The organism is Paenibacillus alvei DSM 29, assembly GCF_000293805.1.
Classification (GTDB): domain Bacteria; phylum Bacillota; class Bacilli; order Paenibacillales; family Paenibacillaceae; genus Paenibacillus_B; species Paenibacillus_B alvei.
In genome coordinates this window covers 48,675-69,453 of sequence record NZ_AMBZ01000004.1, presented here as the reverse complement: position 1 = coordinate 69,453, position 20,779 = coordinate 48,675, and the positions used below count along the sequence as shown (strand labels likewise).

The 20,779-nt window shown below is 48.5% G+C and carries 23 protein-coding genes and 1 tRNA gene; all 24 read right to left on the bottom strand.

Going from position 1 to position 20,779, the window contains the following annotated elements:
• Complete coding sequence (locus tag PAV_RS14055) at window positions 1-399, bottom strand: phage tail terminator protein (RefSeq protein ID WP_005547268.1); 399 nt, start codon at window positions 397-399, stop codon at window positions 1-3.
• The gene (locus PAV_RS14050; protein WP_005547266.1) at window positions 396-788 is read right to left on the bottom strand and encodes a hypothetical protein; all 393 of its coding nucleotides are present in this window, start codon (window positions 786-788) and stop codon (window positions 396-398) included. The genes PAV_RS14055 and PAV_RS14050 overlap by 4 nt, the downstream gene beginning before the upstream one ends.
• Window positions 789-1,115, bottom strand: coding sequence for a hypothetical protein (locus PAV_RS14045; protein WP_005547264.1), 327 nt, complete (start codon window positions 1,113-1,115; stop codon window positions 789-791).
• Window positions 1,115-1,480 (bottom strand): head-tail connector protein, encoded by a 366-nt coding sequence (locus tag PAV_RS14040; RefSeq protein WP_005547262.1) that lies wholly within the window; start codon window positions 1,478-1,480, stop codon window positions 1,115-1,117. The genes PAV_RS14045 and PAV_RS14040 overlap by 1 nt, the downstream gene beginning before the upstream one ends.
• Window positions 1,481-1,489: 9 nt before the next feature.
• Window positions 1,490-1,759 (bottom strand): hypothetical protein, encoded by a 270-nt coding sequence (locus tag PAV_RS14035; protein WP_005547261.1) that lies wholly within the window; start codon window positions 1,757-1,759, stop codon window positions 1,490-1,492.
• Window positions 1,760-1,775: 16 nt separating this feature from the next.
• On the bottom strand, window positions 1,776-2,729 hold the full coding sequence (locus PAV_RS14030) for a major capsid protein (protein WP_005547260.1): 954 nt from the start codon (window positions 2,727-2,729) through the stop codon (window positions 1,776-1,778).
• Between the two features lie 19 nt (window positions 2,730-2,748).
• Entirely contained in the window at window positions 2,749-3,324 is a 576-nt protein-coding gene (locus PAV_RS14025) for a phage scaffolding protein (RefSeq protein ID WP_005547259.1), read from the bottom strand.
• A gap of 121 nt (window positions 3,325-3,445) precedes the next feature.
• The gene (locus tag PAV_RS14020) at window positions 3,446-4,546 is read right to left on the bottom strand and encodes a phage minor capsid protein (protein WP_005547258.1); all 1,101 of its coding nucleotides are present in this window, start codon (window positions 4,544-4,546) and stop codon (window positions 3,446-3,448) included.
• Complete coding sequence (locus tag PAV_RS14015) at window positions 4,543-6,030, bottom strand: hypothetical protein (protein WP_005547257.1); 1,488 nt, start codon at window positions 6,028-6,030, stop codon at window positions 4,543-4,545. The genes PAV_RS14020 and PAV_RS14015 overlap by 4 nt, the downstream gene beginning before the upstream one ends.
• A gap of 3 nt (window positions 6,031-6,033) precedes the next feature.
• Window positions 6,034-7,353, bottom strand: coding sequence for a terminase (locus PAV_RS14010; RefSeq protein WP_005547256.1), 1,320 nt, complete (start codon window positions 7,351-7,353; stop codon window positions 6,034-6,036).
• Window positions 7,346-8,068, bottom strand: a complete 723-nt coding sequence (gene terS, locus PAV_RS14005) for a phage terminase small subunit (protein WP_005547255.1) — start codon at window positions 8,066-8,068, stop codon at window positions 7,346-7,348. Before terS ends, PAV_RS14010 begins: the two co-directional genes overlap by 8 nt.
• 126 nt (window positions 8,069-8,194) lie before the next feature.
• Complete coding sequence (locus tag PAV_RS14000; protein ID WP_005547253.1) at window positions 8,195-8,611, bottom strand: hypothetical protein; 417 nt, start codon at window positions 8,609-8,611, stop codon at window positions 8,195-8,197.
• A gap of 301 nt (window positions 8,612-8,912) precedes the next feature.
• A complete protein-coding gene (locus PAV_RS13995) occupies window positions 8,913-9,689 on the bottom strand; it encodes a hypothetical protein (protein WP_005547251.1) in 777 nt (258 codons plus the stop codon).
• 57 nt (window positions 9,690-9,746) lie between these two features.
• Window positions 9,747-9,830: transfer RNA gene (locus PAV_RS13990), tRNA-OTHER, on the bottom strand.
• A 253-nt stretch (window positions 9,831-10,083) separates the two neighbouring features.
• Window positions 10,084-10,722 carry a hypothetical protein gene (locus PAV_RS13985; RefSeq protein WP_005547250.1) on the bottom strand — a complete coding sequence of 213 codons (639 nt, stop codon included), beginning with the start codon at window positions 10,720-10,722 and terminating at the stop codon, window positions 10,084-10,086.
• Window positions 10,697-10,948 carry a DUF3310 domain-containing protein gene (locus PAV_RS13980; protein ID WP_005547249.1) on the bottom strand — a complete coding sequence of 84 codons (252 nt, stop codon included), beginning with the start codon at window positions 10,946-10,948 and terminating at the stop codon, window positions 10,697-10,699. The genes PAV_RS13985 and PAV_RS13980 overlap by 26 nt, the downstream gene beginning before the upstream one ends.
• Before the next feature lie 5 nt (window positions 10,949-10,953).
• Window positions 10,954-12,330, bottom strand: a complete 1,377-nt coding sequence (locus PAV_RS13975) for a DEAD/DEAH box helicase (protein ID WP_005547248.1) — start codon at window positions 12,328-12,330, stop codon at window positions 10,954-10,956.
• Entirely contained in the window at window positions 12,320-12,607 is a 288-nt protein-coding gene (locus PAV_RS13970; protein WP_005547247.1) for a VRR-NUC domain-containing protein, read from the bottom strand. The genes PAV_RS13975 and PAV_RS13970 overlap by 11 nt, the downstream gene beginning before the upstream one ends.
• Window positions 12,608-12,860: 253 nt before the next feature.
• Window positions 12,861-15,230 (bottom strand): virulence-associated E family protein, encoded by a 2,370-nt coding sequence (locus PAV_RS13965; RefSeq protein WP_005547245.1) that lies wholly within the window; start codon window positions 15,228-15,230, stop codon window positions 12,861-12,863.
• Between the two features lie 17 nt (window positions 15,231-15,247).
• Window positions 15,248-16,042 (bottom strand): DUF3102 domain-containing protein, encoded by a 795-nt coding sequence (locus PAV_RS13960; protein WP_005547243.1) that lies wholly within the window; start codon window positions 16,040-16,042, stop codon window positions 15,248-15,250.
• Complete coding sequence (locus PAV_RS13955) at window positions 16,039-17,664, bottom strand: PcfJ domain-containing protein (RefSeq protein ID WP_005547241.1); 1,626 nt, start codon at window positions 17,662-17,664, stop codon at window positions 16,039-16,041. The genes PAV_RS13960 and PAV_RS13955 overlap by 4 nt, the downstream gene beginning before the upstream one ends.
• 13 nt (window positions 17,665-17,677) lie before the next feature.
• The gene (locus PAV_RS13950) at window positions 17,678-18,046 is read right to left on the bottom strand and encodes a hypothetical protein (protein ID WP_005547238.1); all 369 of its coding nucleotides are present in this window, start codon (window positions 18,044-18,046) and stop codon (window positions 17,678-17,680) included.
• Window positions 18,047-18,066: 20 nt separating this feature from the next.
• On the bottom strand, window positions 18,067-20,019 hold the full coding sequence (locus PAV_RS13945; protein WP_005547237.1) for a DNA polymerase: 1,953 nt from the start codon (window positions 20,017-20,019) through the stop codon (window positions 18,067-18,069).
• A 65-nt stretch (window positions 20,020-20,084) separates the two neighbouring features.
• Window positions 20,085-20,684 carry a DUF2815 family protein gene (locus PAV_RS13940; protein ID WP_036619939.1) on the bottom strand — a complete coding sequence of 200 codons (600 nt, stop codon included), beginning with the start codon at window positions 20,682-20,684 and terminating at the stop codon, window positions 20,085-20,087.
• Between the last annotated feature and the right edge of the window lie 95 nt (window positions 20,685-20,779).

Genomic DNA, 20,779 nt, shown 5'->3' with positions numbered 1-20,779 from the left:
CTACCTTTCATAGTAAATAGTTGTCTCTATGACATATTCGTATATGCCCTCATCATCCGTACCGACGTTGACAGGCCCAGGTGTCCGCATGTCAAATGTAATTACGCGACGGCCGCTGATTCTCGCATCACCACGACCAAAAAGCGAAGCGTAGACCTCATGGGCCTTGCGCTCCGCTTTATCGGCGTTCTTTGACCAATGTATTAAGATGGATACGGCTTTCATGGCGTATGACGTATTATCCAGCCCGCCGATTGCAATATATGGCCTTCCGCCGGTATTGATATTGTACAAACCGATACATTCCGGTTTGCTACCGTCTATCTTGCCGATATACCAATTGGGGCTCTGTATTTGAGTCTTCATCCAATCGCGGATTTCCGATAGCATCAGCGTCATTTAATAAATCCTCCTGCAAGCCGCTTGACCAGCTTCTTAAAACGGCCTACAAGTGACTCCGTCTTTTCACCATTGACCCATGGTTCCAGCCACTTGCCTTGCGCATTACGGTTTTTATCCTGCCTGAAGCGATATTCAGGGTGCCAGTAGAGCCTACGTGCATACGGCGTGTCATATACGATCTTAACCTTGCCACGCTTGAGCCCCGTCTTGTCCACCCAGGCACCGCGCTCCAGTTCACCGGTCTGCTTCGGAACGACCTGTTCGTTCGCGATTTCAGTCAGGATGCCTTCCGTTTTCCCATCCACAACTTGTTCCAAGGCTTGTAGCTGAGCCGACGAAATCTTTTGGATGGCACGGCAGTTCATCTTCGTTTTAACCTTCACCATCTACATCAACTCCAATTCTGTGGAGAAGATGCTCCCATCTGGATTGCGTGGCCGCTCTGTTCGGAAGATCGTCCGTTCGACACCAGCAACGCGAACAAGCCCCTCGATCTGTTGACCGGGGGCGATATCGCCTTCAATGATAACTCGGCCTGACAAGCGGATCAGGCGACGTTCCTTGTCCAGTACCTGCTTCGACTTCTCATCATAGTTGCATGATCCTGAATATATTAGCGTTTCGACAGACTCGCCGTCCTCTGACAGTTCTGTTCTCAGCACTTGCACCGTTGCATTATTAATCCATTTTGGAAACGGCAGCTTCCCCCGCATCAGCACAACCTCCGATCTGTCAGCCCTGTAGCGCGTAGCAAGCTTGTAACTGCTTCTGTAGTCCTTACCCCGCCAGCTCCCTCGATAGCCTTAAATGACAGGCTGATGCTGCCTGCAGAGTATCCAGCTAGAGGAGCATCCAAGTAATCACCATACTGGTACTGGAAATCAGCCTGCTGACAGACAGCCTTGACTACATTGGTACGCTGAAAAGGCGTCAAGCTATCGAAGCCGCACGTCACAATACGGTTATATGTCATACTGTCTACTTGGTCAGATGCTCGCTGTAGCGCCTTATCCAGAACACCTATCGGGATGTTGCCGTTACCGTACCGTTCATACTCGTCCGTTGTTGCATAGGCCATATCGCTCACCTACTTTCCGGCTTTTGTGCTTCTCGATGGCTTCTCAACAGTTTCAACCTCTGCTTGCTCTCCATCTCCTGGAGGCACAATGGGATCAGGAGAAGGGGAAATGTCAGTTTGATTATCCTGTTCGACAACAGGCTCCCTCTCAACCTCATACCCATTTGACTCAAACCAATCGAGTAGATGTGGGTTATCCGTTTCTCCAACCCCGTGAGCAAACGTTACACCAGCAGAAATGCCGGTGTATTCTTTGTTCGGTGCAATTACTTTAGCCATGTTTTATCATCTCTCCTTACGATACTTTGATCTTGCGCATAACGCCTGCTGCTTTAGTAGCCTTGAGTGCAACAGCAGCAACCATCTCAACTTCACCTGTCTTAACAGCTCCAGATGTCGTATAATCAGGCAGCCATGTGCGAACAGGCGGTTGTCCAGCCATCGAAACACCATGGAAACCATCCAAGCCTAAACGCACTGCGAACAACGAAGTTTCCCCAGACGCTTTCGTTGCAACAACAGGGTCATTAGTACCGGTTTTTGCCCCAAGGTCAACAAGCGGCGTCTCATTGTACTTTTCAACTTGACGGCCAAACTCATCACGCGAGATCGTATACATACCAGCACGGCGGGCACATGCGCGAATTTTTGCGATCAGTTTCAAGTTACCCATGATGCCAGAAGGTGTCCCGTCTAGTCCCATGAGGAACTCATCCAATTGATCCAAGAACACTTTATAGTTCTTATCCACTGCTTCGGATGTTGACAAGTCGATGGCATCTGTAGGGAGATACTCCGTGCTAGAACCTGTCAGGGCCTTTTCTAATCCATCAAATGCCTTCGCTTCTACTGCGGAGTCTCCGTTAATTACCGTGTCGTTAAACAGTGCCTGTGCAGCCTTTACCTTCTGTTCCAATTGCAATTGCACCTCAGACACAATGCCACCCATTCCGGCGATGATTCGGTCAATTTGGAACGTGCCACCGAAGATCTTCAGATCCACGTTATGCCGCTGCTTGGTAACTTCCTGCGGTGTGTACTCTTCATTTACGGCACGGAAAGCGGCCGTCGGTTGAGTGATAAGACGTGTGTAGCCATAGGTCAATGTGGCACCGCCACCCGTTGGTGACACTGCATCATCAAACGTCAGGTTTTGCAATAAAAAGTTGCTCTTCTGAAATTCATCAATCACGCCCATCGTTAGGGCATCTTGTACGTTTTTCTTTGCCTCACTCAGTGTTACTGCCATTATTAATCACTCCTAATTATTATTTTTGAAAATGAGCTGCTATTGCATCTTTGAGAGACGCTGTTGCAGCCGGTGGGTTCGGGTTGCCGTCACCACCTACACGGAATCCAGGAGGCGTCTGCTGCTGTTGTTGGGTGTCATCCTTGAAAAGATACGCATCAGAGGTCTTCAGTTTCGTAAGCTGTTCCTCTAGTCCTACAATCTTGCCATCATCCCCTACGACCAACTTCTCTCTATTGATCAGTCCAGTTACAACCTTCTCATTGTGTACCTTACCGTTGAGTGCAGCAGAAATAGCGTTAGTAAGTGTGAGCTCCTTTAGTTCAGCAGCGTGCTTTTCGGCAGCTTCTTTATTGGCTGCAGTCAATGTCTCAATCTGCTTTTTCAGCTCTTCACTTACTCCCGCAGTTTTGCCCAGCTCCTCAATCTGCTTGTCGCGATCCGAGGCATCTTTCTCGGCTTTCTTCTTGGCCTCGTTCACCTCATCAAATCGAGATTTTGGCACAAATCCCTTCAGTTCTTCCTGGGAAGCAGCAGCGGCTTTCTCCGCCTGTTCCTCCGTAAATCCAAGAGAAATAAACTGTTCTTTATTCATATCCCTTTCCTCCCTGTTCGTCTTCGCTTTTTACCCGGTCGCGCCCGGTGACGTCCTGTTATTTACCGCCGACAGTACCGAAACGGCGAACAGGCCCCAGCAGTCTCAGCCAGAGCCTAATCTATACATGTATTCGTTCGCGCCTAGAGTCTCGCCGCAAATGCTCATTCGCCTTGATATGCTCTCTGAGGCGTTTCTGCCACTCTTTCACCTTGGCATTGGCTGCCTCCTGATTGGCCAAATCAATGCTGCCAGCCTCACGGCGTTTATACTTCCTGATCTGTCGTTCCATGTAGCGCTGTTGCTGTTCAGCCTCGTAGTTTTCCAAAGCTTCTTCATCATCCACAGGCTGCGGTAGTCGGCTCTTACCTGGAACAAATGTCGTCATGTTGTGCCTGCACCCGGGATGAAACAAACCGTTTGCTATTGCCGTGCTGAGCAACGGGTACTTACCATCCTTCTTCGTACCCTTGCTATATACGTCATCAATGAATACTTTGCCCTGGTATGGCAGACAGAGCTTGGAGCAATTAGCGTGCGCTGATATGACCACAGTCCTGATGCCCAACTGATCACGCTTGGCTCCTTCACCGGCAAACACAGCGCGTTGTGAGGATGTCCGCAGCGCCATCTCGGCATAGGAGGCTACATTCATTCGCCGTCCATTCGAAAACTCAATACAATCGAAGCCTTTATCAAGGAAGTCCTTTGTGGCCATGTCGACAGCCTGATTAAGTGAAGCGGCTCCACTGTTCATGTACACCTGTGCCTTGAATATGGTCTGTCTGAACACGTCATCAGCCTGACGCAACATGGCGTGTCTGGCTTTCTTCAGATCATTTTGAGATGCAGCAGCTAGAGCGTTCACACGGGCCTCATTCACCTTGAAGAAGCTGGAATCCGAGCCGTCTTCTGCTTCGACCTTTGGCTTCTTCCCGGTGATCTTATCCCATAGGTTACGGACACGATCCACCCCGCGCCGAAATGCCCCCTTGATACCTGTATCAACAACCTGTTCGACTTCTGGCTCATATTTTCTGACGATCTGCCGCGTTTCCTTACGGTACTTCTGCAAATCCTGAAGCTTCCGCTGCTGCCACTGTTCCCACTCGAAGCCCATTTCCTCTTCTTCGTCCTCATGACGCTTAAGGTTACGCTGCATAGACTTGATTAGGTCGAGTTCCATTTCCGCAAATATGTTGCGAATGTTGTACTTGCTCATTCGTCATCATCCAAATCGTCTGGCGGATCATCACGATTCAGAGCTGGTTCCTCTACGGGTAGACCTTGCTCATCCTTCAAGCGCTGAACCTCTTCAGCTTTCTGCTCATCTGTCCAGGTATCCCCATACAACTCATCAACAGCGCGTTCAACGCTCATGATGCCATATGTCCGAGCCTTACCCACGCTTTCAATCACTGAGTCAAATGACGGCGATGCATACTCACCAAAGGATACAGCTGCCTGATACTCTCCAGCACTTCGACCATTCATCGTGTTATATACCTTCAGAACGACATCGACGAGCTGCGGAATAACCCCGTTTAACCGTTCGATAATCTTGCCACGAGTGTACAGTGTGGCCTTCTCCTTCTCGCGCTGCGCCTCGGCATTGTCTGTCTTCTTGAGGTCGATACCAAGGGTAGATGGGCTAATAATGCCCTGCAGACACATATCCAGAGCGCTGGCATAGCTGGCCACAAACGCCTCATACAGGATAGCTGGCTGAACCATATCTATCTGCCCCTTGGCATCCTCGGCCATTACACTGCCGACACGAATGAACTGATTATCAAACGGATTCGGCCGCATCAACGAGCCATCTTTCGGATTTTTTGGTATCAAATCCTCAGGAATGTACTTTTGTACCCGTCCGGCGCGTATTGCATCCACCCATTGGCTAATGACCTCATCTAGCGCATCGAAACTGTCGGCCTTGCTGTCGAATATCGACTTACCACGGCCCTTCCACTTCTTATTCCGGAAGAACATGAGCGGTACGGCCATGATGAAGTCACCTGAATATGTAACCTCCTGCAGCTCGGCCGTCTCAGGCACCGTAGACAACGGCACTTCCTTTCCTTCCGAGTTAAGCAGCCGATACCGGATATATCCACGCCCGAACGTCTCTTCAAGGCGATAGTCCTTATCCTTAGAACGGTAATCGGTGTAGAAAATGACTTCCTGCAGTCGCCCACGTTCTCGCTTATAGCTAACCTGGTCGCCGCTGTAGAACTCTATGATCGGATACTCAGTAACGTCCGTGTCCACCGTAATCTTGAATGCCCCATCGCCAGCTACAAGCGTCTCAATGATAGATTCGCCAACCAGCTCGTCGAAGTCGTTATCCTTGGCTATCTCATCCCATAGATCCGTCTGCTCCTGGCTCTCTAACTCGATGCCGTCCAGGTCAGCCACGACGATATCAGACAGGCGCTCAGCAATCATTGCAGGCAGTCCCGAATGGATCTTCCTGATAGCTAGATCGGCGCTCGGGACGGCAGCCCAGAAGCGTGACTTACTCACTGAATCACCGGCTGTCTGCTTATAGAACTGATCCAGTTCGGACGGATCCCCACGATACCAGAGCCGATTCCGCAGCACGTTCGTATTGTACGAAAATGGCTCCGTAATCGTAATGATTCGATTATCAGGCGCTGGATTAATCCTCAACATCTTCATGATCATGTTCTTAAACCACCCCACCTTCTATACCTCCAATCTCCGTTTGAACGGCTGCACAGCATACTCGCTACTGTCCAAGCAGTCCACTGGATAGCTGCCGTCATCCGTTCGCACCCACTCGCCTTTCTGGCGTTCCTTCTCGTCCCATGTCGCGTTCTCCAGCGCTTCAAGCCACTGTTTGAGATGAGCCATGACTTTGTATCGCCCCTGGTTGATCAGAATGCTGGTCAAACGAATCCGATCCACAATACCCTCTTTCTTGTATGCTGGCACAACCTGAATATGGATACCTCTCCGCTTCAGCTCATTGGCCAGAGCCTGACGGAACAGCTTATCAGCGGATTCCGCGAAGATGTGAGTACACGACAAAAAGGCCGGATAGGTTTCCGACCACTCGACGATCTTATTCACGATTTCATTGGCATACCGGTCATGCGTATAGCCTGTTTCTTTACCCTGCTTGTGATAATAGCCATCTAGCAGGATAACGTCCTTGTAGCCCAGCGTCATGCCGGTCAGTGTAGCAACCGTGGCGTCTGTACCCCCGATATCGATGCCGATGCTGAACTCAATGAACCGCTTGCCCTTGATCTCGTCAGGCGTAATGACAACACCTTGCTTTGTATACCCTGTGTAGATCCGCCCCGTTGCCGCTGTACGTTTACCCAATATATCTGCTTGATACCACAGGCTGCCTTTATCATACTTGGATAGCACGGCCTTTAGGCGGTCATCCGGGATGCTCAAATTGCCTAGCACAGTGAAATGTCCGTAATTATACCCCGGATTTTCCCCACGCTTCAGTAGCTCATCCTGATAGTCTAGGATGTCCCGGTAAAACCAGTGTGATGGCGGCATTGGGTTAAGGTCAAAGAACAGCTGCCGTCTTGAACTCGCCAGCGTTCGGTCAAATACCTCCTGCACAAATGACTGATGGCATTCGTTGACCTCTGTACCATATACCGTGCCGTAACTGTTCCCTTTGATCCGCGCTGCGTCGTTCGCTTTGCCCCCGCCTGCGATGATAATGACCTTCTCGCCGGTCTTAGTCTGGATGTATAGGGCATCTCGATTCTTGTACTCGCCTTCCCTGCAACGCCCCGCGAAAAGATGCTGCAGGCCGAAACCATTGGAATCGATAACGTTCATCTTGGCCGCACCCAGGCTCACCCCGAACACAAGATGCAGCTTATCCGGATGTACTTCCAAGCACATGGCGTATGCAATCAGGTTGATGATGTTCTTCCCGGCCCGTTTGCCGCCCTCTGCTACATTGAGCCAGGCGTCCTTGCTGCAACGTATATACTCGGCTTGATTAACCGTAAGTGGCGCATACTCAATCATCATCCAACACCCTTTCAGGAGCTGGATTGTTGATTAAATCAGCCAACGCCGTTATCTGAGCATTCGGATCAACGCCATCCTTATTCGGCACCTTTGAACGCAGCACCTCAATACGTGCCTTCTGCTCCTCAGTTGCCAGCTCTGTCCTCAGGAGCTCGTCATACTGTTTGATCAGGCTTTGAAGCGTAGACATAGCACGACTCTGCGCTTGAAGGAAGGTCGCCTGCTTGTCCCATGCCTGTTGCACTTCCCAGCGCTCTCCACTGACTTTGCCGCGCTTCTCTTCGATCCGCTCAATCGTCTTATCGTCCTGATCCCGGACGTACATAATTTGCTGGGCCCTAATGATGGCCGCATACTGGATCATGATGTTATCCCATACGATATCCAGCGGCTGCTTGGTTTCAAGCTGCTGCATGATCTCCAAAGACTCTGCCGGTAGATACTTGCTAAAGAAGCCATGCTTCTCAGCATTCTTATTTCCTTTGGGAGCCGCCCCGCCCCGGTTACCCTTGGCATTCTGATTCCCTCTAGGCGCTCCACCTTTATTTGTGCGCACACTTTTTTCAGAGGGTGCACCCTTATTGCGATTCCATCCGTGCCTCTGTTTCCATGATTTCACGGTATTGAGAGAGACACCATGTTTCTCTGCAATGTCTTTGTACTTCATGCCATTCTGATAATCTTGCTCAGCTAAAATGCGCGATTCCGCCATCTACATCATCACCACCCCCGGCGTTATGTTTGTTTCGTTATAGTTATTAACCTATATCCAAGAACAAAAGCCCCTGAATTGACTCGTAAGTAAAAGAAGAGCACTCAAAATGAGCGCTCTTCCAAATCAATACCTTATTGCACTCCCGAACGTAAAAACATTTTTGAAAATCTCATCAATATTTCTTTTACTAATAAATCGATCGGGTTGACCTCTTCTCTCATCCGGTTCCACAAAAACATTCCCGTTGTGAATAAATTCTGTCACTAGTCTCTTTTCTTTTTCTTCATGATCAAATGACCCTAGATAAATTTGATAGAATTTCACGGTAGTATCTTGGAAATCCACTTCAAGTATTCGATCATAAATCTGATATCGATAAATGCCTTCGTTTTTATGCACTTTCGATAACTCTTTTACAGGTTCAGCTAACTCATTAAACTCTTTATTTATCACCCTGATTACATCTTCTTTATTCTTTAGGCTATCCTCAAAACTTTTTTGCACAACATGACTGTAAAAACTATTTCTCCATTCTAGCATTTATATCCCCACCTCCCTTCATGCCATACTTCGACATAAGGAAGGTATTTCCTCCTAGAACTTCAGTCTTATTTCAAAGCATCTAGGGAACATACAGTACTGCTTCGTGCCTTCCCATCGTCCCATCGTCCCATCGTCCCATCGTCCCCACCTACAGCCGATACATTTACCAGGCTGCTGTGGTTTTCGCTCAGGCGGCTGCAGCTTGGCTCTCTTGTTAGCTATTGTAATCACCTCAAATTCGCAAGCGCTTGGGAATATGAATAAAAAGAAAAAGCACCGCAATGGGTGCTCTCTGTTTTTATCTATTTTTAAAGAAGGAAACAAAATTTCTACCAAAATCACTTATCCTAAAGCTGGTTAAATCATATTTTGGTGGATAACCAACTTCGTCAATTCTTTTCGGTAAGTAGCTTATTTCCTCCTCATATTCTATTAGTCCCATCCTGAATAGTTTACTGTCTACGTATTTTTTATAGCCTTGTAACTGTTCAAAATGTAATTGTTCCTCATTACTAACGGGCAGTCTAATATCTAATGTTAACTGCTCCTCACTTACGTATGTACCTGCGTATTCCCTTAGTAAAAGGTTCAATTCCTTTAAAGTTAACTCTTTAAGTACATCGAAGTAGGTAATAGCTATATCTTCTTCAGTTAGTTTGAAGCAGGTAATGTATTCAACGCCGTTTGCGAAAATCTTAATTTTATCATCTTGATTACTCTCTGAAGCATAGTCAAAATATAACGGTAAAACAGTATTTTTAATAAATTCATATTGCTCGTTATTAGCCTCACTTAGAGACGCTTCAATCTTTTCTTGTCGAGAAGAAAGCTCTTTTAGAGCTAATAGCATTCGTTCTTCAAATTTCTTTTGCTTGTATGAATTTTTGATCGCCACTAGCCCAGGAGCTATTTGGCCGATAGTTCCTTCTAGAAATAAATCAGAAATTATCGAGGTTCCAGTCTCAGCTGTAATGTCAACCGTATCTCTGATTATTTCCGATAGTTTTTTCTCTCTTTCAATTTTACCCCTCCTCATGTCGCCATACTTCGATATAGTGGAAGGTAAATCCTGCAATGAAAAACCGCCTCACTATGAGACGGCTTTAGAGAGAAAGAGAAAATAACTTGTTAATACCAGCGCTAGGAATCGAACCTAGGACATCCAGAGTCTTGTTATCGACGTCTTCTCTGTGCTCTACCGCTGAGCTACACTGGTATATTGGGCGGCAAGACGGGCTTCGAACCACTGCTTTCCTCCGGCAGCTCCCATCGGATTATCGCGAATTATGATGGGGCTTATTGCAAGAGGCGTTCTACCAACTGAACTACTCACCGCATAAAAAGAGATGTGACCGCTTGGTGCAGAGTAGCAAACGACCACATCTCTAATTCTTCTGACACTATCATATTAGCACGGGTAAAACGGGGTTGTCGTCTCGTTCTATTATCAATTCTTTATCGCTTTTTTCTCACATTTTTATCGGGACAAGGCCATCAATCAATTTTCCATAAGCTTGAAGCGCCTGACGACGCCATTTGTACATGGTTGGGAGTGATACTCCCATCTCATCTGCGATATCCATCGGCTCCTTAAATTCAACGTACTGCATGCAGAGAATACGACCGTACTTACCCCCTAGCGTTTCTAACGTCGACTCAAAATACTTCTTCTGAGACTCGAGTTCCTGTAGTTCACTGATTCGCTCTAGAACTCCCTCAAAATCATCTACTTGCCCGCCACCACGCGCATCAATCACATTTTGTATCTTTCTTGCTAACTCCTTTAAAAGTTTCTCGTCTTCTGCATCTGCTCCCTTGCAACTCCTGACTTCGTTTAATTGCGCCCGAGTACCGACAGGGTACCTAGACAAATACGCATGCGCTGTTTGCTCTAACCGCTGTTCATGTTTTGTCAGATACATGTATGACGGCAGCCCTTTCAATTTGCTGTGGAGCTCCTGCAGACGATCATCACTCGCTATAGTCTTTAACAAAATACCACCGGTAACCGGGTATGTCTCTATGACTCTAATCCGAGTAAGCAAACGCTTATATGCCAGCAGTTGATCTAATGCGTGTTGTTCAGTCATCTTTGCTTTCAGTATCATCCTTGATCCCCTCCACATATGTAATGAGTCGTTCCAAATACCATCGTGCTTTTCTCAGATCCTCGAGACCGTCACCTTTCTTAGCAAAACGACTAACATATTTCAAAACGTTTCCGCGGCAATATCCGCCAAACTCTTCAGCGGATAGCTTCGCTTGAATGTAATCTATCGTTTCAATCCCGCCAGCTGTGTAGTGCGCGGGGTTATTTACTGGATCACTTGTCATTCCATTTACCCTTTCTGGATTTTATTTATCCGTGCTTTAACTGCCTGCATAAGCTCTTCTTGCCCTGTTGCCTTACGCTCCAGTGCCTCGACGGCTTCCTCGTCCATTGTCCCTTCGGCTACCAACCTCATTACCACAATACGTCGTGTCTGGCCTTGCCTGTGGACGCGGGCGTTAGCCTGCTGATCCTCTTCTAGGCTCCATATTTGGTCATACCAGACTACCGTCTGACAGCTTGATTCCTGGAGGTTAAGGCCATGGCCAGCTGACTTAGGATGAAGTAGCAGCAAAGGTATTTCGTCATTGTTCCAAGCCCTGATATCCTCGTTCCCGTCTTTCCCTTTTCGTAGAATTCGGGCTTGCGGGAATCTCTCTTGGATTCGTGAAAGGCTATGTTGGAAGTTATAGAACACCATGACTGGCTTCCCTTGTGCTGCCTCGATGATGTCCTCCAGTGCATCAAGCTTGGCGTCATGAATCAGTTTGACGCCTCGATTCTCATCGTAGACGGCCCCGCTGGCCATCTGCAGAAGCTTGTTCGAAAGCACCGCCGCCGTGCTTGCTACCACGTCGGCGTCGATATACTCCAGCAGCAAGTCCTTCTCTAGTTTCTCGTACAGCTCCCTAGCTTTCTCCGACATCTTCACAGGAACCGCCCGATCAATTCGTTCAGGGAGGTCAAGCCAATCCTCTGCTTTCATGCTTACCGCTAAGTCATTAATGGCTTCGTAAATCCGTTCTTCTGATTCTTTCTTTTGCTTCCAGTTGTAAACGATATGGCCGCTCCGCTCTCCTGGCGTGAAGTACCGATCACGATAGCCTGTTATCGTCTTGCCTAACCTCTCGCCCTGATCTAGCAGATAGATGGGCGCCCACAGATCCATTAGGCTGTTCGGTGCTGGCGTTCCTGTTAGGCCGATAACACGCTTCATCATTGGCCGAACCCGGCGAAGTGCCCGAAACCGTTTAGACTGGTGATTCTTAAAGCTACTTACCTCATCGATGACTACTGTATCGAATGGCCATTTGCTTCCGTACTCGCCTACTAGCCACTCCACATTCTCCCGATTGATTACGTAGATGTCGGCCTCAGCTTTTAACGCCTTCCGTCGTGCTGCAGCGCTACCCAATACTTTACTAATGCGGAGATGCTGCAGATGATCCCACTTGTCAATCTCCCTTGCCCATGTGTCGTCAGCCACTCGTAGCGGCGCTATTACTAGAACCTTCGTGGCTTCGAAGTAGTCATTCAATAACAGGTCGACTGCTGTTAGAGTCGATACAGTTTTTCCAAGACCCATCTCCAAAAACAACGCGATGTATGGTGTGTCCAGGATGCGGGACGTCGCATACTCCTGATACTGGTGCGGCTTATATCTCATCCAGTATCACCTTCGCTATAAATCTGTTGATACCCTCAACCGAATCTATTTTATAAACCTTGTGACCTAACTCTTGAAGGGTACGAGCCCATTTTTGCTGTAGAGGTCGTAATGGCTTACCGGGGGCTTTCATCTCTACGAAAGCCACTCTGCCACCCGGCAGAATTACAATTCGATCTGGTACGCCGCTATTACCCGGACAAGTCCACTTTTCTGCTCGCCCGCCTACCCTAGCAACTGCGTTCACCAGCTGTCGTTCCAGTGTTGACTCCCTCATGTTTTATCAACCTCCGCATGTATCAGCAGTAACACTCGCACGCGCGTACTGCGTTTTTTCGCGTTTAACTACGCTCTACGTATACTTAATCTATCTTTTATCTAATCTAAAGGAATTTACTGATACAACTGATACAATCGCCTGAACCGCTTGATCTTAAAGGCTTTACGGTGTATCATTAATTTATTTTTTACTGTTACATCACTGATACAACTGTTACATTTTTTGTATCAGTGTATCAGTGATGTATCATTTACTGATCGGGGTTACTGATACATCTTTCAAACACGGTTTGGAGCCCATAACCCGAAACTCGCGCTCTCCCTTTTCGTTCACGCCACCCCGGAATGCGGCGCAAGATGTCGCACACTTCTTTCGCTTCCCATGGCCGCATAGTACCTTTTTTATTGCCCAAGCACTCCGTCCATATCTGGGCTGCACACACACGGTCGCGCAGCTGGCCGTCTGGCTCGTCCGCCCATTCATCTTCAACAGGAGTTTCTAGCCATTCCTGTATGAGCCCTTCGCGTGGATCCGACTCCATATGCGCAGCTTGCTGCCGCTCCGCTTCCATGCGGGCTTCGCTATCCAGTTCCAAAGGTTCCCCCGCCTTAAACCAGCTCAAAACCTCCGCCCAGATTTGCCGTACCTCTTCATCGGTCAGATGATCCCAATGGCTAAGTTCTGCCCGTTCTGGCACAACCTCTACGGGCCAAAAGCGACGGTTCCCGGTTGCATCTCTTAGGAAGTCTCGTGTATTCGTTGTTCCGAAAAAAACACACTTCCGTGGGAACTCAGATACTTGCCGATCATATGCCACCCGATAACGGTCTTCCGTCTTCGAAAGAAACGCCTTAACCTCTTCGACTTCCGTCCGCTTCATGGCCGACAGCTCGCCAATCTCGAAAATCCATCCTGACTGCAGGTGTTCCCCAGCCTCTTTATTCTCAAATGTGCGTAAGCTATCGCTGAACCACTCACGGCCAAGCTTAGCCAGTAATGAGCTCTTACCTGCTCCTTGCGGACCAACAAGCACAAGCATCTGATCAAACTTACAGCCTGGATGATACAACCTAGCAACTGCAGCAAGCAGCATCTTACGTGTCACTTGCCGGATGAAATGGGTATCGGCTGCACCTAAGTAAGTCACGAATAACCGTTCAGCTCGCGGCACTCCGTCCCATTCCGCACTTTCAACAAATGCCTTGATTGGATGAAAGGTATTCATATGCACAACCTCCGTGAATGCATTTTGAATCGTCTTGGCCGAATTGATTCCATACACTTTAGCGAACCAGTGCTGCAGCCGTTTATCATCTGCCCCTAGCCATGGCTCATATGTCCGATTTGGCCGTTCCTGCTTTCTCCAAGGTAAAGCTTTACGAATGACTTCTGTATTTCCAAAAGCGTCATAGGCAAGCACATTACGCCAGAAGCCATGGGTTAGGATGATTTCAACATTGCCGGCAGTCGGAAGCGGTAAACCCGTCTTATGATGACAGTCAAGCTTCGTTTCCCAATCATCGCCCTCCGGCTCCTCTTCATCTTCAAAATCGGACTCGTCAACCATCTCCGCAAATTCAGCATGCCGTTCAGCAATACTGAGCTTCTTTACTTCTGGCCGATCAGCTGCCCAGCGTTCCATGGCCAAGTGACTTGGCTTCTTAGCATCCGGCGTATGATCTTTCACTCGCTCGTCGAGATGGCCGAATTTATGAACACGGATAAGATCAAATAGGTTATAAGTGCGCCCATCCGCTGCGGGATCGGAGTCCTGGTGCGAGTAAGCCAGATCCTGATCGGGATATATCTCTAGCCCATTGGCCGATGTACCGTGTTGATATGTGTAGCGATTAGGCATTGTACCAGCAACGTATATATCAGAAAGGAAAGTGTCGATACCTTCCTCAATTGTGTAAGAACGACAGAAGAGCCCTATTACGCCTTGCTTTTCCCGTGGATCCTGAGCACGTTTCCCCGTAAGCACAGGCCCAGCCTTTTCGTCTTTATGCCGAGGCCACTGCATGACATCTTGCCAGTCATCATACTGGGCAAGGATACTATTCACTCCGAGAGGCTCGCCCTCGTTAACTTCGAACACGGGATCAGCGTCCTTGCTGCAGCTTGGTAAATACATAAGTCTATGGACGTCGAAAGTCGTTTTGTCGAAGTAACCCATGCCGATCATCTCAGCCACTTTTCGGCTTGTAGCTGCGTACTCGTCTGGGCTCATTGCCCGATCAGCCGGAACAATAAGCCGATATTTAGGCTTAGCCGGGCGGTGACTATGCGTCGAGTACACGACATAAGCTGTGCCGCCCAGTACCAGCTCCACGGTGAAGAGGAAATCATCGTCTGCAAAGTCAGCGTCAAGGGTAATCAAACTCCTCGAGTCAATGTTCTCCTTCTTCCGCCGCCCAGTCCGTACAAGCCCGCCGACAAATGCTGGCCCGTCCTTGACTTTCCCTTTCCCTGCGCTGTGCATCTTCTCGTACTGCTCCATGGTTTCGTTCGTCCGGCGTACCTTGCGCAGCCGATCAACGAACTCATCCCAAGTCAGATATTCAGGTTTCCAGTTCGTGTCGGCACGATGTTTGCCGAAACTAATATCAAGCTCAACCATGTTTACACCTCACTCATCTATAGCCGCTCATTCATCTTGTTGATAGTTGTTCGCACAGCTCCTTTATACTTTTCGTGAAGCTCCGAATCGCCTTGCATTTCAGATAGAGTCGAGAGAATATCCTTGAAGCAACTCACCAAAAACTCGAATTGGTATTTGAACTTAACGGCTAAGTCATTACCAGGCTGCGCTGCTTTCTTCCGCAGCTCCTCGAGCTCCTTTTCCACGGCTTCAGGGATTTTCTCGACGACTGCCACATCAATCGGCTTTGCCTTGAGTTCACTTTCTAGCTGCTTAATTCGCTCCCGTGACTCTTGTATCTCAGCTTTGAGCCGCTGTTCCTGTTCTTCATCGAAGTCCGCTTGCGCTTCTTCCAACTGCTCATTGAGCTTCTGGAGTGCGGCGCGCTCTTTCTCCGCTGCCTTCAGCTGCTTCTCTAGCTGCTTCTTCTCCTTAATCACCTGCTGCAGTTCACGCGCTGACTTATCCTCATTCTCGGCAGCAAACTGTTCTCGCTCCTCAGTCGGAACACCAAGAAGGGCCAGTGCCTTCGTATAGCTCATATTGCCAAGCGCTTGTGAATTTGAACCGTATTCGTCGGCCAGTCGCATGAAGTTGTTCGCAGTAGATTGGCTGTATTCGACATTCTCCTTCAGCCAATTTCCCCAATCGCCGTGCGGCACTAGCTCCTTAACTTCCTTGAGCCGCTTTCCGATTTCCATCGCGCTGCGCAGAACCATCTCTCTGGCCTGAGCATCAATGCTACGAATCTCGGCCGCTATTATATCAACTGATCTCGTTACCTGTGTCATACGGCTACCCCCTGGATTGCCTTAATGCGTTTCTTCTTAGTCAGCTTCTCATCGATGAATTTCTCAACGAATGCTTTTACTTCTGGCGTCATGGCACCATTTTTAAAACCACGGCACTGCACGACCTTCCCGCCTTTTACCTCCACCGTGTAGAATGGTTTATCCGGTTCGGAAACACGTCGTATGAATAGCAGATCACAATTACCATCAGCGTAATTCTTGGTATACCCACCGACACAATGGCTCAGCTGTTTACCTTCTTGTACGAGTTCGGCACTGCTCGCTGCTGGCCGGATTATCAGACCATTACTCTCAAATCGATACTGACTATTAAGTTTTTTGTATCTATCAACAACCCGCAAATTGAGGGCTTGATCCTCCGCATACTTCACTTTTTTTATCGTTTTCTGGTGTGCTGTGTGAAGATTATTGGGGTACAAAACAGCATTTGAACCTGTATCCATGCCGAGCTTCTTACAGTCTGCCAAGTAGTCTCTCCAATCTCTAAGAACAGATGAGACATCATAGTAATGCTTATTAGCACCTGGACGGGAGAATTGTTTATAGATGTATTTCACAGATAATTCGAATGGTAGGTCCAGCTGCTTCAATATCTTCCAACCATCAGAGTGAGTAAGCTCGCTTAGCTCATGTGCTTTCTCAAAGGGCATAGGTAGTCCTCTCTTTTTATAGAAGTTGTAGCTGTGAAGATGTAAAGGCGTAACTTTGATATTCAAAGCCCTTAATTCCTTTATCTCTGCTTTGGATAGGCGGAGTACCTTTTCCATCGTCGTCCCTCTCCAATGGATCGCCCCGTACGTTCCCCAGCCATTGATTTTCCTTTCAATAAAAGAAGTGAAGCCCATTTTCACTAGATATTCTGTGCATGGATACTTGGCCGCGATTTCGAAGAACTTCACCAGATCCGTCCGAGGTTCCCCTTCGCGACGTGTTGTGCCAAAAAGACCGCCAACCCACTCGTCGAACAATCTATACGAGATAAACTCCTCCCATCCGCTATACTGAAACGGTGTGCCCTGTACAGCTTTCGAGATGTTATCTTCAGATAAGTAAAAAGGCGGTCGCCTCATAACGCTATCTCTTTCACTAAAAATAGATGAAGTCTCGTAGAAGTTTTGATAGTAATCTCTACGTATCATCCTTGCTGTCCCAAAGCGATCCTTACCAGCTGCTTTTGGATCTCCTGGAGTAAAAACATATTCAGCTTGTACATAGAATTGCGTCTCTACTTGTTTATAGTCACCTGTGTAATCACGTCGAACGTATATCCCGTGGGCAACAATTGATTTAGGATCCTTACGTGACTTGTCATACCAGACGATATAAGCATCGTCGATTAGTTTCTTTCGTCCTCTGCCGCTTGCTTTGACGGTACAGAATGAGCCACATTTCGGGCACATTTCCGTTTTGCCGTGACGGAATCCTTTAGTCGAGTATTCGTTCTTGCAATGGGTGCAGTAGCCGTACTGGTAACTTCCAGCTCGACGAGTGAAGATGTAGCGGCTATCCCCAAGCGCCTCCTCAATGACGTAACTATTTAGCTCCTCGCTAATCTGCTGAGGCATATGATCCGTAAAGTCTTTAGGAATCCCAAGTGACATGTCCTGCCCCTCCTCACTTCAACAAGTCGTCAAGATCGATATCAAAGTCGCCATCGTTAGAATCCACCTTAGCCGCAATTGGGGGCACCACTGGAGCAACTGGTACGGATCCCGGCGACTTAATGCCGTAATATTCGAACACGACAGCAAACCCTTCCTGCGGTGTCAACATGGCCACGTTGCCCTTTCTCTTCTTCTCAGCAGCTTTGCGCATGGCTTCCAGACTCTTTATGATCGATTTTTCTTCGACCATGACCTTGTCAGCATCTTTAGGATGGGACTCAATATGGTTAAGCAGGTATTGCCCTACGAACTGCACATAATCGTTATCTTTAGCTCCGGCCATTTCGGCCTGCAGCTTTGCTTTTGCTTGATCTAACATTCCAGCTCCTCCTCCGGATATTAGTCTTTTTGATAGAAATCACATTCAAACCCTGCTGCCTTCAGCGGCAGCCCCGGTGCCCACTCAATCGGCCGCCCCATTATCTCTGTCACATGCTCCACGGATCCTGTACCGATCGGCACATCCAAAACAACCTCGTCATGGACATGCATTACAATGCTGTACCCTTCAGTTGCCAATCCCTCCATACTGACGGCCAAGCAGTCCCGAGCAATGGCCTGAACCAAGTTCTCCACCAGCCGCCCGCCATATGTGCGGTGCGACATCCACTTTTTCTTGACCTGATCCATACCATCGAAGACAATCCCATCCTTGCTAAAGTTCGGATCCGTCTTAATTCGAGGGTTTACATATGCAAGGCTGCGGCCACTCGGTAGATCAGCGAACAGCATGCCTGCTTCGTATCGATACTGCACACCGTGTGCGAGCTTGACGGTCGTCTTCTCCCTCACAGCTGTAATAGCTGCCTCCTCAGCTTTATACCAAAGCTTTCGTATATTTGGATTGGCGTCTCGCCATTGCTTTACTAGCCTAGGGTAGTCATCCGGATCAATCTCTTTTTTCGAGTCCATAGCGGCCATGGCATTCGGCCCGCCTTGATACCCGCAGGCTAACACCGCTACCTTGCCGCGTGCCCGCAGCTCGTAATTCGGATGCCCTTTTGTAATCGTCTCGAACTGCACACCGAACATGTTCGATGCCGTTGCTTCATATATCTTGCCGTGCCCGCGAAATACGTCGAGCACCCACTGCTCATCTGCCAACCATGCAACGACACGTGCCTCGATGGCTGCAAAGTCTGAGACAATGAACCGGCAACCTGGTGACGGTATGAATGCGGTGCGGATAAGTTGGGAGAGGATGAACGGCGGCGCACCGTAAAGCATCTCAAGTAGCTCGTAATCGCCACAGCGTAATATCTCCCTTGCCAGTTCCAAGTCATCAATCTTGTTCTGTGGTAGGTTCTGTACCTGAATGAGCCTTCCAGCCCAGCGCCATGTGCGGTTAGCTCCACAAAACTGCAGCAGCCCCCTTGCCCGTTCGTCTTCGCATATTGAGCGATTCATAGCGTTGTATTTATCGACGCTCGTCTTTCCCATCTCCTGGCGCAGCTCTAGCGCTCTGCGTGTGTCGTCGTCTGGAGCAGCATCCAGCAGGGTCGGCATATGTTCCTTTGCCAGACTCTCTGCTTCTAAGCCGTGTTCTGATAGCCAACCCTTGAGCTGAGTATCGCTGTTCGGGTTATCAAGTCCGGTGAGCTCCTTGGCCTCTTCCAGCAGCCGGACCCCATATTGCATGTCGCAGTCGATAGCAGCTTTGAACAGCTTGGGATCCAACCGAACACCCCGATCGTTGATTTGCTGATCGAGTGCCCATAGATGCCACTCATGATCTGGAACAGGGAAGCGTTCCAACTTGCGGCGAATCTCGCGTTCTACAACCACGTCCTGGCGGCAATAGTCTATGAACTGCTGCCATTTCTCCAGATCGTGGTGAGGGTGATTCCGAGTTCGCTGCCCATTCACTTTGGTAGGCTTACACGGTACAGAGAAGTATTTAATGAGCGCCTTTCCCTTGGCGTCCTTCTTCGCCTCTAGCTTCAGCACATCTGCCACACCTTCTAGGTAACCAGGAAGCCCTAATGTGAGTGCGTGAACTGACGTACATTTCCAATGCTGTGGTTCGCATCTAATCGCCAAGTGCTTGCTTATGCAAGTTCGTTCGAATGCTGCGTTGTATGCCGTCTTTATTACGTCCATCCGAAGCGCGTCCAAGACGTCTCTCGGAATGTCCTCGAATGCGGTTAGGTCAATGACTTGTACGGGATCATTGTCAAAGGCGAATCCAAAAAGCAATATCTCGAAATCCGAGGCTTCTACGTAACGATGGACACCGCATTTAATTAAATCGATGCTGCTGTATGTCTCAAGGTCAATCTGCAGAACTGTCACTCTCTCATCTCCCAGAACTTTATTGAGAAAGGGGACTCATTGCTGAATCCCCTCTAAGAAATGCGCTAGTTCAAGAAATCTTCCTCAACATCAACGTCGATATCAATATCGAAATCCTCGTCACTGAAATCATCGTTCAGGCTGCTGCGGCCGCCCAGGAAGTCGCCATCCTGAACTTTAACGATATTGTTCAATCCGGCAGCGACGCCGCGGTTTCCTTTTGCGTCGAATGGATAGAAGTTGAGAGATACTTTGGCATAGCAGCCGCTGTAAACTTCCGTTGTGTCCGTAATCTCTTGGAATTTTGTTTTTCCGTTGCTGTCCTTGCCGATAGGCTTTGCGATACCTGGCTTGTTCTTCGAAGTAGCATTCAAGAAGTAGTGGCCAGCATATGCTTCATCGTCTGGACGCTCCTCGTCGCCATCACGCAGCGGTGTCTTGCAGTTGGCCGGGATCTTCCCGCCCCATTTACCCTTGCCGAGCTCCTTCGCTGCATCAACTGCTGCCTTGATCTTACGCAGCGTCTCCTTGTCGCTCTTTGGAATCAAAATGGCCGTACTGTATTTCTCATCGCCACCGTCGATAGATTGCGGTTCAAAAACATGAGTATAAGAAAGACGTACCTTTCCCGTGATTACCTTTGTTGCTTGATTGTCGATTGCCATTTGAACATTTCCCCTTTTCGTTGTTTTATAACTTCCTACAGACCATTTGCCTGAAGCCATCATGTCTACGTGGTAATCTGCAATATCACCCATTC